The organism is Streptomyces sp. NPDC059355, from assembly GCF_042752335.1.
In the GTDB taxonomy this organism is placed as follows: Bacteria; Actinomycetota; Actinomycetes; order Streptomycetales; family Streptomycetaceae; genus Streptomyces.
Window position 1 is genome coordinate 1 of record NZ_JBHYXN010000043.1, and the last position, 12131, is coordinate 12131.

The 12131-nt window shown below is 73.1% G+C and carries 12 protein-coding genes and 1 pseudogene; 5 read left to right on the forward strand and 8 right to left on the reverse strand.

All coding sequences use genetic code 11. The features are described 5' to 3' along the window. The 4 genes and pseudogenes from ACFXGI_RS30650 to rsmI all read right to left on the reverse strand — a co-directional run. Nucleotides 1–224: pseudogene (locus ACFXGI_RS30650) on the reverse strand (hypothetical protein); the annotation flags it as partial. Between the two features lie 206 nt (nucleotides 225–430). Beyond that, the gene (locus tag ACFXGI_RS30655) at nucleotides 431–1306 is read right to left on the reverse strand and encodes a TatD family hydrolase (RefSeq protein ID WP_384713601.1); all 876 of its coding nucleotides are present in this window, start codon (nucleotides 1304–1306) and stop codon (nucleotides 431–433) included. 112 nt (nucleotides 1307–1418) lie between these two features. Then, entirely contained in the window at nucleotides 1419–1919 is a 501-nt protein-coding gene (locus ACFXGI_RS30660) for a hypothetical protein (RefSeq protein ID WP_384713604.1), read from the reverse strand. A 161-nt stretch (nucleotides 1920–2080) separates the two neighbouring features. Continuing rightward, nucleotides 2081–2998, reverse strand: coding sequence for a 16S rRNA (cytidine(1402)-2'-O)-methyltransferase (gene rsmI / locus ACFXGI_RS30665; RefSeq protein WP_384713607.1), 918 nt, complete (start codon nucleotides 2996–2998; stop codon nucleotides 2081–2083). A gap of 113 nt (nucleotides 2999–3111) precedes the next feature. Between rsmI and ACFXGI_RS30670 the strand changes: the two genes are divergently transcribed. The 4 genes from ACFXGI_RS30670 to ACFXGI_RS30685 all read left to right on the forward strand — a co-directional run bounded on the left by ACFXGI_RS30670 (nucleotide 3112) and on the right by ACFXGI_RS30685 (nucleotide 7510). After that, the gene (locus tag ACFXGI_RS30670) at nucleotides 3112–4908 is read left to right on the forward strand and encodes a dolichyl-phosphate-mannose--protein mannosyltransferase (protein WP_384713610.1); all 1797 of its coding nucleotides are present in this window, start codon (nucleotides 3112–3114) and stop codon (nucleotides 4906–4908) included. 74 nt (nucleotides 4909–4982) lie between these two features. Next, the gene (locus ACFXGI_RS30675) at nucleotides 4983–5192 is read left to right on the forward strand and encodes a hypothetical protein (RefSeq protein WP_384713613.1); all 210 of its coding nucleotides are present in this window, start codon (nucleotides 4983–4985) and stop codon (nucleotides 5190–5192) included. A 120-nt stretch (nucleotides 5193–5312) separates the two neighbouring features. After that, nucleotides 5313–6947 (forward strand): penicillin-binding transpeptidase domain-containing protein, encoded by a 1635-nt coding sequence (locus ACFXGI_RS30680; RefSeq protein WP_384713615.1) that lies wholly within the window; start codon nucleotides 5313–5315, stop codon nucleotides 6945–6947. A gap of 89 nt (nucleotides 6948–7036) precedes the next feature. Continuing rightward, the gene (locus tag ACFXGI_RS30685) at nucleotides 7037–7510 is read left to right on the forward strand and encodes a YbaK/EbsC family protein (RefSeq protein ID WP_384713618.1); all 474 of its coding nucleotides are present in this window, start codon (nucleotides 7037–7039) and stop codon (nucleotides 7508–7510) included. Nucleotides 7511–7588: 78 nt separating this feature from the next. Here ACFXGI_RS30685 and ACFXGI_RS30690 read toward each other — a convergent pair whose 3' ends face one another. From ACFXGI_RS30690 to ACFXGI_RS30705, 4 genes are all read right to left on the reverse strand, one after another. After that, entirely contained in the window at nucleotides 7589–8785 is a 1197-nt protein-coding gene (locus ACFXGI_RS30690) for a serine hydrolase domain-containing protein (protein ID WP_384713621.1), read from the reverse strand. 92 nt (nucleotides 8786–8877) lie between these two features. After that, on the reverse strand, nucleotides 8878–9672 hold the full coding sequence (locus ACFXGI_RS30695; RefSeq protein WP_384713624.1) for an energy-coupling factor ABC transporter ATP-binding protein: 795 nt from the start codon (nucleotides 9670–9672) through the stop codon (nucleotides 8878–8880). After that, nucleotides 9660–10421, reverse strand: a complete 762-nt coding sequence (gene cbiQ / locus ACFXGI_RS30700) for a cobalt ECF transporter T component CbiQ (protein WP_384713627.1) — start codon at nucleotides 10419–10421, stop codon at nucleotides 9660–9662. The genes ACFXGI_RS30695 and cbiQ overlap by 13 nt, the downstream gene beginning before the upstream one ends. Before the next feature lies 1 nt (nucleotide 10422). Then, the gene (locus ACFXGI_RS30705; RefSeq protein WP_384713629.1) at nucleotides 10423–11481 is read right to left on the reverse strand and encodes an energy-coupling factor ABC transporter permease; all 1059 of its coding nucleotides are present in this window, start codon (nucleotides 11479–11481) and stop codon (nucleotides 10423–10425) included. 181 nt (nucleotides 11482–11662) lie between these two features. On the opposite strand from ACFXGI_RS30705, the gene ACFXGI_RS30710 reads away from it, so the two are divergent. Then, nucleotides 11663–12082: an SsgA family sporulation/cell division regulator gene (locus ACFXGI_RS30710; RefSeq protein ID WP_384713632.1), complete on the forward strand. Its 420-nt coding sequence runs from the start codon at nucleotides 11663–11665 to the stop codon at nucleotides 12080–12082. Nucleotides 12083–12131 lie beyond the last annotated feature (49 nt).

The following is a 12131-nucleotide window of genomic DNA, read 5'->3' on the forward strand; positions in this document are numbered from 1 at the left end:
GGTCCCGGTACGGCGCCCACGGTCGCCGCGAGGTCCGCGCCGCCCCCGGCGGGTGCGCCCCGGCGCCGGCCGGTCGGGGCGGCGGGCGGGGGGCCCGCCTCGGCGCTCTTGCGTCGACGGGCGGCCCGCCGGTCCCCGGTGCGCGGGGCGGGCACCACGGCGGGCTCGGGGTCCGGGGCGACGGCCTCGTTCCCGTGCACCCCGGTGAAAGGACTCTCGCTCACGACGCTCGCTCCACTGGTCCGGCCCCATCGGTTCGGGCACGGCACCCTAGCGGACGTCCGTCACTCACCAAAGCCGTACGACTACCCGGCGTGTCGAGCGGGTGGGTGGTCCCAGGGCGTGTCCGCGAAGTGGCGCCGGCCGCCCGGAGGGCGGTCCCGCGGCGTCCGGTGCAGGCGGGACTTCGCGGACACGCCCTGACGGCCCCTCAGTAGTCGAAGGCGCGCGCCGTGTTCGCCGCCAGGGCGGTAGCCATCGCGTCCTCGTCGATCCCCCGCACCGCCGCCATCGCCCGTACGGTCAGCGGAATGAGGTACGGCGCGTTGGGGCGTCCGCGGTACGGCGCCGGGGTGAGGTACGGGGCGTCGGTCTCGACGAGCACGAGCTCCGGAGGGGCCGCGGCGAGGGCCTCGCGCAGCGGAGCGGCGTTCTTGAAGGTCACGGTCCCGGCGAAGGACATGTAGTACCCGGCGGCGGCGCATTCGCGCGCCATCTCGGCGTCCCCGGAGTAGCAGTGGAACACGGTCCGCTCGGGCGCGCCCTCCTCGCGCAGGATGCGCAGGACGTCGGCGTGGGCCTCGCGGTCGTGGATGACCAGGGCCTTGCCCCGGCGCTTGGCGATCTCGATGTGGGCGCGGAAGGAGCGCTCCTGCGCGGCCATTCCGTCGGGTCCGGTGCGGAAGTGGTCCAGCCCGGTCTCGCCGACCGCCTTCACGTGCGCGAGCTTCGCGAGCTCCTCGATCTCGGCCAGCGCCTCGTCGAGCGCGGCTTCGCCGCCGCCTGCCCGGGCGCCCTGGCGGGACCATCCGTCGGGGTCCCCGAGCACGATGCGGGGCGCTTCGTTCGGGTGAAGGGCGACGGCCGCGTGGACGTTCTCGTACGCGGCGGCGGTCTCGGCCGCCCAGCGGGATCCCTTCACGTCGCAGCCGACCTGGACCACGGTGGTCACGCCGACCGAGGCGGCCTTGGCGAGGCCCTCCTCGACGGTTCCGCCCTGCATGTCCAGGTGGGTGTGGGAGTCCGCCACCGCCACCCGGAGGGGTTCGGGCAGCGGCGGCGGGGTGTCCTTGGAGGCAGTGCTCATGGAACCGATCTTATGACCGGGCCCTCGGACGCTCGGATCCTCAGGGCTTCAGGCCCTCAGGGCTTCAGGCCCTCAGGCCCTCATGCCCTCAGGACCTCATGCCGTCAGGCCCTCACGACCGGCGGAAGCGTCGCATCAGCCGCGAGAGCCAGCCCCCGCGCCGCGCGCCTTCGTCCGCCGACACGGGTCCGGGGGCGTCGTGCAGCGGGATCGTGCGCTGCTTCGGGGCCCTCGGGACGTTCGCCCCGGCCGGCACCGGGCCGGCGATCCCGGGCGAGATGCGGTGGTGGTAGAGCTTGTCGATCGTGCCGAGAACCGAGGACACCTGGCCTTCTCGCATGATCCGCACCACGTGCCCGCCGCAGTTGTGGCAGGTCGGGTTCGACAGCGGAGAAGGGACCCGCTCGCCCTGGACGGTGTAGATGATGAAGGGCTGGCCCTCGCCGTCGACGTGGTGCTCGATCTCGTAGCCCTGCTCCCAGCCGTAGCCGCACTTCATGCACGCGAAGGAGTAGGCCTCGTGCACGGTGTGCACACCAGGCTTCGGCAGGGAGACGGGTACGGCCACTGCGGGCGCGGGTACGGGTGCCGAGGTGTCTGCGATCTCACTCATGCCAGCTCCTCTTGTTCCACTGGTGCCATTGCCAGTGGACGCCTCTTCGGGCAGGAGCGCATCAGGCCCTGTCGACTGTTGGACGGCCTTTGGGCGACTCATGTCCCAAAGCGCCCGGTGCGCGGTCTGAGCTTTGCTTTTCAGGTTAGCCCTTTACCGTCTTACAGCACCTTTTGAGCCGCATTCTTTGCCGCGACGACCGCGTCGAAGACCTCCCGCTTGGGTACTCCGGCCTCGGCCGCGACCGCCGCGATGGCTTCTTTTCGCCGCTCCCCGGCCTCCTCGCGCACGCGCACCCTGCGCACCAGCTCCTCGGCGTCCACATCGCCGGGCCGGGCCGCCGGTGCGCCCTCCACGACGACGGTGATCTCGCCGCGCACGCCCTCGGCGGCCCAGGCCGCCAGCTCGCCGAGCCCGCCGCGCTTGACCTCTTCGTACGTCTTGGTCAGCTCGCGGCACACGGCGGCCCGCCGCTCGGCGCCGAAGACCTCGGCCATCGCGGCGAGCGTGTCGTCGAGCCGGTGCGGGGCCTCGAAGTAGACGAGCGTACGGCGCTCGCCCTCGACCTCGCGGAGCCGGCCGAGGCGCTCGCCCGCCTTGCGCGGCAGGAACCCCTCGAAGCAGAAGCGGTCGACCGGCAGCCCCGACAGGGCGAGCGCGGTGAGCACCGCGGACGGCCCGGGCACGGCGGTGACCTTGATGTCCTTCTCGACGGCGGCGGCGACCAGGCGGTAGCCGGGGTCGGAGACGGACGGCATGCCGGCGTCGGTCACCAGCAGCACCCGCTTGCCCTGCTCCAGCGCCTCCACCAGCTCCGGGGTGCGCGCCGATTCGTTGCCCTCGAAGTACGAGACGACGCGCCCGGTGGTGTGCACGCCGAGCCCCTGGGTCAGCCGGCGCAGCCGCCGGGTGTCCTCGGCGGCGACCACGTCGGCCCGCTCCAGCTCGGTCGCGAGCCGCGGCGGGGCGTCGGCGAGATCGCCGATCGGGGTGCCGGCGAGCACGAGCACGCCCGCGGAGCCCGCGGAGGTGGAGGTCGAGGAGGGGGTTTCGGAGCCGGAGGGCTGGTCAGTCGTCACCCGCCCATCCTCTCAGCCGTCCCGCCCGGCACACGTCATCCGTCCCACCCGGCACACGCACCGAGGGTCCCCGGCACTGGGGTTCCCACAGGTGCGTTCCCTACGATGACCCGGTGACCAGTACCGCGACGCCGCCGCCCAGCCCCGCGGGGGCCCCGCCCGCCCCTCCGGCGGGGCGCGTAGACCAGCCCTCCACCTGGCTGCGCCGCCTGCGCAGCTTCGGCTACGCGCCGCCCGCCGACGCCCGGCGCCAGGGCTCCGGGCGCGCGGACGCCCCGAGTCCGGACGTCCGCGCCCGCCTGGTGCCCCCGTACGCCCGCCCCTCCGCGCAGTTGTGGACGGCGCTCGGCATCCCGCTCTCCGCGGCGGGCACCTGGCAGCGCGTGCTGGCGTGGGCGGGGCCGCTGCTGGTGGCGCTGGTGGCCGGGGTGCTGCGCTTCGTACACCTGGGCAGCCCGAAGGCGGTGATATTCGACGAGACGTACTACGCCAAGGACGCCTGGGCCACCATCCGGCAGGGCTACGAGGCGAGCTGGCCCAAGGACATCGACAAGTCGATCCTCGCCAACCCCGAAGGGGTCTCCCTCCCGCTGGACCCCGGTTACGTGGTGCACCCGCCGGTCGGCAAGTGGGTCATCGGGCTCGGCGAGTGGATGTTCGGCTTCACGCCGTTCGGCTGGCGGTTCATGACGGCGGTGCTCGGCACCCTGTCGGTGCTGATGCTGTGCCGGATCGGGCGCCGCCTGTTCCGCTCCACCTTCCTGGGATGCCTGGCGGGCGCGCTGCTCGCGGTGGACGGCCTGCACCTGGTGATGAGCCGCACGGCCCTCCTCGACCTCGTCCTCATGTTCTTCGTCCTGGCCGCCTTCGGGGCGCTGCTCATCGACCGGGACCGGGCGCGGGCCAGACTCGCGGACGCGCTCCCGGTGGACGACGAGGGGCGCACCCGCCCGGACGTCACCGTCGCGGAAACGCTGCGCCTGGGCTGGCGCCCGTACCGGATCCTGGCGGGCGTCTGCCTGGGCCTGGCGTTCGGCACGAAGTGGAACGGCCTCATCGTGCTGGCGTTCTTCGGCGTGCTGACCGTCCTGTGGGACGCGGCCGCGCGCCGCACCGCCGGAGCGGGCGCCCCGTACGCGGCGATGCTGCGCCGCGACGCGCTGCCGGGCTTCCTGTCGACGGTGCCGGTGGCGATCGCGGTGTACCTGGCCTCGTGGGCCGGCTGGATCCTCTCCCCCGACAACGGCAAGGGCGGTTACTTCCGCGACTGGGCCGCCAAGAACGACCAGCACAGCTCGCTGTCGTTCCTGCCGGAGTGGCTGCGCAGCCTGTGGCACTACGAGACGGAGGTCTACGCGTTCCACGTGGGCCTGACCTCGGGCCACACCTACCAGTCGAACCCGTGGAGCTGGCTGGTCCTGGGCCGGCCCGTCTCCTATTTCTACGAGTCCCCCGACCCGGGGACGGACGGCTGCCCGGCGACGGAGGCGGGCAAGTGCGCCCGCGAGGTGCTGGCCCTGGGCACCCCGCTGCTGTGGTGGGCGGGCTGCTTCGCGCTGTTGTACGTGCTGTGGCGGTGGTTCTTCCGCCGTGACTGGCGGGCGGGCGCGATCGCGTGCGCACTGGCCGCGGGCCTGCTGCCCTGGTTCAACTACCAGGAGCGGACCATCTTCTTCTTCTACGCGGTGGTCTTCGTCCCGTACCTGTGCCTGGCGGTGGCGATGATGATCGGCGCCCTGCTGGGCCCGTCGGGCTCTTCGGAACGCAGACGCGCCCTGGGCGCGATCGCGGCGGGCGTGCTGGTCCTCCTCATCATCTGGAACTTCATCTACTTCTGGCCGATCTACACGGGCGAGACCTTGCCCATGGACTCCTGGCGCGGCCGCATGTGGCTGGACACCTGGGTCTAGAGCCCGCCCGCGCCGAGCACGGCCCGTCACCGCTCGCGGGGGGTGGCGGGCCGTGCCCGTGCTGGACGGAGGAGGTGAAGCCTATACGACGGCTGCTCGACCTCGCTCTCGCCACGGCGGCCCTGGCCGGCGCAAGCGCCCTCGGTACCGCGACGGCGCAGGCGGCGGCGTCACCGACCATCACGTCCGCGGACTGCACGGCCCAGGGCGGAACGGTCAGGAACATCCCTTACGGCGCAACGGTCTGCGTGCTCCCCGACGGAACGCAGGTGAGGGTCGACTGACCGGCCGCGGTGTTCCGGTCTGGTAACAAGCTGTACGCGTTCGGTTTGCACAGCGTAAGGTCCGCACCAGAGGTTCTTTGAACATGTTCAGAGAACGCGGGGATCTGGGGAGGAACGTACGTGAACGGGGCGGCGAAAGGTGCCATCGTCGGCGGGGTGTTCCTCGCAATGCTCGGCGGCGCCGGGTACGGGGTGTACGCGCTGGTCGGAGACGGCGGCGACGACGGCAAGGGCGGTGACACCGCCATCCGGGCCGAGAAGGGCGGCGGGCCCGTCACGGACAAGGAGGCCGCGCAGACCGCGAAGGCCTTCCTCACGGCATGGGCGGCCGGGGACGCGCGGGCCGCGGCGGAGCTGACGAACAACGTGCAGGCCGCGCAGACCGCCGTGGCCGACTACCGGGCCAAGGCGTACGTGTCCAAGGCGGTGATCACTCCGGGGACGCAGGCGGGCACGACCATCCCGTTCGCCGTCGCCGCGGAGATCACGTACGAGGGCGCCACCAAGCCGCTCGCCTACGAGTCCAAGCTGACCGTCGTACGGGGGCTGACCAGCGGGAAGCCGCTCGTCGACTGGCAGCCCTCGGTGATCCACCCGCAGCTGCAGAAGGACGAGAAGCTGCGCGCGGGCGCTCCCGCGGCCCCGCCGGTCAAGGCCGTGGACCGGAGCGGTGAGGAGCTCAGCGCCGAGAAGTACCCCTCGCTGCGGCCGGTCCTCGACCAGCTGCGCCAGACGTACGGCGGCAAGACCGGCGGCAAGACGGGGGCCGAGCTGTGGATCGAGCCGGCCGTCCAGGACGCGCCGAAGCGGACCCTGCTCACGCTGGTGGAAGGGGAGCCGAGCACGCTGAAGACGTACCTGGACGTGAAGGTCCAGGCGGCGGCCGAGAAGGCCGTCGCCAAGTACCCGGAGTCCTCGGTGGTCGCGGTCCAGCCGAGCAACGGGCACGTCCTGGCCGTCGCCAACAACCGCAAGGACGGCTTCAACGCGGCGACGGAGGGGCGGCGGGCCCCCGGCTCGACGATGAAGATCGTGACGGCGGCGATGCTGATCGACCGGGGCAAGGCGGCGGCCGACCAGCCGGCGGAGTGCACCAAGGACGCCTCCTGGGGCGGTCGTACGTTCCACAACCTGGACAACTTCGAGCTGCCGGGCGCGAACTTCGCGACCAGCTTCGCCAAGTCCTGCAACACCGCCTTCATCAAGCAGATCGACAACGTCGACGACGACTCGGCGCTGGCGAAGGAGGCCCGTGAGGTCTTCGGCCTCGGGCTGGACAACTGGAAGACGGGCATCCGGTCGGCCGACGGCCAGGTGCCGGAGGCGAAGGGCGCGGAGGCGGCCGCCGAGTACATCGGGCAGGGCCGGATCACCATGAACCCGCTGAACGTCGCCTCGTTCACGGCCACCGCGCGCAGCGGGGTCTTCCACCAGCCGCTGCTCGTCTCGCCGGAGCTGGACGGGCGGCCGATCGCGCAGGCGGGACGGCAGATGAAGCCGTCGGTCCAGCAGCAGCTGGTGCGGATGATGAAGCAGACGGCGAGCAGCGGCACGGCGGCGAAGACGATGGCAGCGGTCGGCGGCTCCGACAAGGGCGCGAAGACCGGATCGGCGGAGGTCGACGGCGCGGGCAGCCCGGACAGCTGGTTCACGGGCTACAGCGGCGACGTGGCCGCGGCGGCGATGGTCGAGGCGGGCGGCCACGGCGCCGACGCGGCCGGCCCGATCGTGGCCTCGGTGCTGTCCGGGTCCTGACGCCGGGTCCCGGCGGGCAACGGCAGGGCGGGCAACGGCACGGCGGAACAGCGTGGCGTGAGCCGGAGGCGGGGCGCTAGCGTGCCCGCATGACGACCGGTACCCACCCCCGTTTCGCGCAGGCCCTCGCCGAGCTGGGGCTCGACGTGGGCGTACGCACCTTCCCCGACGGCACGAGGACCGCCGCCGACGCGGCCGCGGCGATCGGCTGCGAGCTCGGCCAGATCGCGAAGTCGCTGGTCTTCGCGGCGGACGGGGTTCCGGTGGTGGTCCTGATGGACGGGGCCTCACGGGTCGATGTGGAGGCGGTCCGCCGGGAGCTCGGGGCGCGGGAGGTCACCCGGGCGGACGCCGCGCTGGTCCGGGAGACCACCGGCTACGCGATCGGCGGCGTGCCTCCCTTCGGGCACCGCACCCGGACCCGGGTCCTGGCGGACCGCTCGCTGCTGGCCCACGAGGTGGTCTGGGCCGCGGCGGGAACCCCGCACTCGGTGTTCCCGATGCCCCCGCGGGAGCTGATCGCCCACGCCGGTGCCGCCCTGACCGACGTACGCGAGCGCTGACGGTCCGGCGGCCCCCGGACGGGGCGTCCGGCCGTCGGGCTGTCGGATCGCCGGGCGCCGCGTGGCGGCGCCACCGGGTCACAGGGAGCTGCGCACCGCCCGGATCAGGGCCTGGGCCCGGGGATCGGCGGTGACCGACTTCGCGTGCGCGTTCGTCACGTACCCGAACGCCACCCCGGACTCCGGATCCGCGAAGCCCAGCGATCCACCCCGCCCCGGGTGCCCGAACGAGCCCGCCGACAGCAGCGGCGACGCCGGACTGTGCAGCATGTACCCCGGCCCGAAGCGCGTGTTGACCACCAGCACCCGGTCCGGCCCGGCCGACAGCTCCGTACCCGCCAGCCTGCGCGTGTCGGGGGTGAACAGCCCCGCGCCGTCCTCCGTGTCCCCCAGCAGCACCGCGTACACGCCAGCCAGGCCCCGCGCGGTGCCGATGCCCGCCGAAGCCGGGAGCTCGGCCGCCCGGAACTCCGGGGCGTTCTCGTCCGGCAGCGGCGTGATCGCCGCGAAGGCGCGCCGGGTCAGCGAGGAGGGGTCCTCCCACGCCTGCGAAACGTTCCTGCGCGGCCGCGTCCTGAGTCCGCCCGCCGTCTCCGCAGGCGGCTCCACCGGCCCCACCCGGCCCACCCGCCCTGCCTCCTCGGCCGGCAGGCCTATCCAGAACTCCAGCCCCCGCGGCCCCGTGACCTCCTGCGCCAGCCACTGGCCCAGCGAGGCGCCGGTCACCTGCAGCACCAGCTCCGACAGCAGCCAGCTGTACGTCTGCGCGTGGTAGCCGTGCGCGGAACCCGGCTCCCAGAAGGCCCGCTGCCCGGCGACCGCACGGGCCCCCGAGACCCCGTCCACCGCCTGCGCGGGCGTCAGCGGGACGTCCAGCGCCGGCACTCCCGCCCGGTGTGCGAGCAGGTCCCGGACCAGCGTCCGCTCCTTGCCGCCCGCCTTGAACTCCGGCCAGTACGCCCCCACCGGCGCGTCCAGGTCCAGCAGCCCCCGCTGGTGCAGCAGCAGCGGGACGACGGCGGCCACGCCCTTGGTCGCCGAGCGCACCACCTGCGCGGTGCCGGCGGCCCAGGGCTCCGCGCCGGGAACCCCGGCGCCGTCGGCACTCCCGGCGCCCCCGGCGACGTCCTTGGGGCCCGCCCACAGGTCGACGGCCTTCCGGCCGTCCCGGTACACGGCCACCGCCGCGCCCCGGTCCCCGAGCACCTCGAAGTTGCGTACGAAAGCGTCCCGGACGGCCTCGAAGCCCTCGGCCACGGTCCCGTTGACGTCCACGTCCCTGCTCCTCGTTCACCGCGGGTGCCGCTTGGTCGGTCCGCCCCGAAGAGTCCAACACGGACCGGCTCCGTCTCCTTCCCCGGGGCCGGTCAGTGCGAGGGCCGCGCCAAGGAGGGCGTGCGCGGGTCGAACCCGAACGGCAGCTCCAACCGGTGCGCCCGCATCAGCTCCTCGTCGCACATCAGGTCCTGCGTGCGCCCGTCGGCCGCGATGACCCCCTCGCTCAGGATCACCGACCGCGGGCACAGCTCCAGCGCGTACGGCAGGTCGTGGGTCACCATCAGCACCGTCACGTCCAGCGAGCGCAGGATGTCGGCGAGCTCCCGCCGCGAGGCCGGGTCCAGATTGGAGGAGGGCTCGTCCAGGACCAGGATCTCCGGCCGCATGGCCAGTACGGTCGCCACCGCGACCCGGCGGCGCTGCCCGAACGACAGGTGGTGCGGCGGCCGGTCCGCGAAGGACTCCATGCCGACCTGCTCCAGCGCCTCGCGGACCCGCGCCTCCAGCTCCGCGCCGCGCATCCCGGCGGCCGCCGGGCCGAAGGCCACGTCCTCGCGCACGGTCGGCATGAACAGCTGGTCGTCGGGGTCCTGGAAGACGATGCCGACCCGGCGCCGGATCTCGGCGAAATTCCGCTTGTCCACCGGCAGCCCGGCCACCGTCACGGTGCCGACCCCGCCGCCGAGGATGCCGTTGAGGTGCAGCACCAGCGTGGTCTTGCCGGCGCCGTTCGGGCCGAGCAGGGCGACCCGCTCGCCCTGTCCGACGGTCAGGTCCACGCCGAAGAGGGCCTGGTGCCCGTCCGGATAGGCGTACGCGAGGCCGCAGACCTCGAGGGAGGCGGGAGAGGCAGGGGCAGCCGGAGAGGGAGTCACAGGGTCCATCCCATCAGACAGACGGCGAGGGCCGCCGCCGGGAGTACGGCCGCGTACGCCCACTGGGCGCGCGTGGCGACGACTTCGTCGATCACCGGCATCGAGCCGGCGTAGCCGCGGCTGACCATCGCGAGGTGGACCCGCTCACCACGCTCGTACGAGCGGATGAACAGCGCCCCGGCGGTCTTGGCCAGCACCCCCCAGTGCCGGATCCCGCTGGCCTCGAACCCGCGCGAGCGGCGCGCGATCGACATCCGGCGCAGCTCGTCGGTGATCACGTCGCCGTACCGGATCATGAAGGAGGCGATCTGCACCAGCAGCGGCGGCAGCTTCAGCCGCTGGAGCCCGAGCAGCAGCGCGCGCAGCTCGGTGGTCGAGGCGAGCAGGACCGACGCGGCGACCCCCAGCGTGCCCTTGGCCAGTACGTTCCAGGCGCCCCACAGGCCCGAGACGCTGAGGGACATGCCGAGGACCTCCACCCGCTCGCCCTGCGCCACGAACGGCATGAGCACGGCGAAGGCCACGAACGGGACCTCGATCAGCAGCCGCCGCAGCAGGAACCCGGCCGGGATCCGGGCCGCGGCCGCGACCGCCGCGATGAGGACGGCGTACAGCCCGAAGGCCCACACCGCCTCGCGCGGTGTGGAGACGACGACCAGGACGAAGGCGAAGGCCGCGGCCAGTTTGCAGTGCGGCGGCAGCGCGTGGATCGGCGAGTGGCCGTGCCGGTAGAGCTTGTGGGCGTGGCCCGCGCCCATCTCAGACCGCCGTGGACGCGGTCGAGGCGGCCGTCAGGTCCTCCGCGCGCCGGCGGCGCACGGTCCAGAAGATCCCGGTGCCGACGGCGACGGTCGCGCCCACGCCGATGACGCCGGCGAGGCCGCCGGAGAGACGGGCGTCGTCGACGTCCTTGACGCTGTAGTCGGCGAGCGGGGAGTCGGCGCCGGCGTGCTCCTTCACGTTCTGGTCGATGCCCTTGTCGGCTGCGACCTTCTCCAGGCCGTCGGGGCTGGTGGAGGCGTAGAAGGAGACGAACCCGGCCAGGACGAGGGCGGTGATCAGACCGGTGACCCAGACGGGCTTCGTGGACCGCGCGGTGGCGGGGACGGCGGCCGGGGCGGCGGCGGGGGCGTCGACCAGCTCGCCGCCGACCCGCAGCTTCAGCGGCGCGGCCAGCCCGCGCGCCCCGTGCACCAGGTCGGGCCGTACGGCCAGTACGGCGCCCACGGTCGCGGCGGTGATCACGGCCTCGCCGATGCCGATCAGCACGTGCACGCCGACCATGGCGGTGAACACCTTGCCGAGCGGGACGTCGGTGGTCCCTCCGAGGCCGTACAGGAGGGTGAACATGACGGCCGCGCCGGGCACCGAGAGCAGTGCTCCGGCGAAGGCGGCGACGGTGACCGAGCGGCGGGTGTCGGGCAGGAGCTTCAGCAGCCCGCGGAAGACGGCGTACGCGACGACCACGGTCACCACGGCCATGTTCATGACGTTGACGCCGAGGGCGGTCAGCCCGCCGTCGGCGAACAGGACGCCCTGCATGAGCAGCACCACGGACACGCACAGCACACCCGTGTAGGGGCCCACGAGGATCGCGGCGAGCGCCCCGCCCAGCAGGTGTCCGCTGGTGCCGGCGGCGACCGGGAAGTTCAGCATCTGGACGGCGAAGATGAAGGCGGCGACGAGCCCGGCCAGTGGCGCGGCCCGCTCGTCGAGCTCCCGGCGGGCGCCGCGGAGGCTGACGCCCACCGCGCCCGCGGCGGCGACACCTGAGGCGATGGAGACGGGGGCGTCGATGAAGCCGTCGGGCACATGCATGGGGCTGCTCCGCTTCCTGCGGTCTTTGAGCTGACAAAATCTTTAACCGTTTAAGAATAGTGCCCACTTGCAAATGATTGGCAAGAGCGTCGGCTGCACAAATACCTCCGCGCGGATTCGTGGGAATGTGCGAGGCTGGGGGCAATACGGACTCATATGTTCCGATTTGAGGAGTCTTGTCGTGTCAGCCACCGCCGAGAATCCCCCCGCGGCCGCCGTCGCCACCGCCGTCGCCACCGCCGTCGTCGCCTCCGTCGAGGACCGCGTCACCGCCCGCGTGATCAGCGACGACCCGCTCTTCCGGAAGATCCCGGTCGCCCTGCGCTTCGCCCCCGCGGAGCCGCTCGCCGTACGGATCGTCTTCCCCGCCGGGCTCTCCCCCGAGGGCACCGAGAACGAGTGGGTCTTCCCCCGGGCGCTCCTCGAAGCGGGCCTGCAGGCCCCGACCGGCACCGGCGACGTACGCGTGTGGCCCTGCGGCCGCGTCCAGGCGGTCGTCGAGTTCCACTCCCCCGAAGGCGTCGCGGTGATCCAGTTCGACATCGCCGCGCTCCGCCGCTTCCTGCGCCGTACGAACGCCGCCGTCACCCGGCAGGCGTAACGGGCCCGGACGGAACGGGAGCGGTTCGGAACGCGAGCGGTTCGGAACG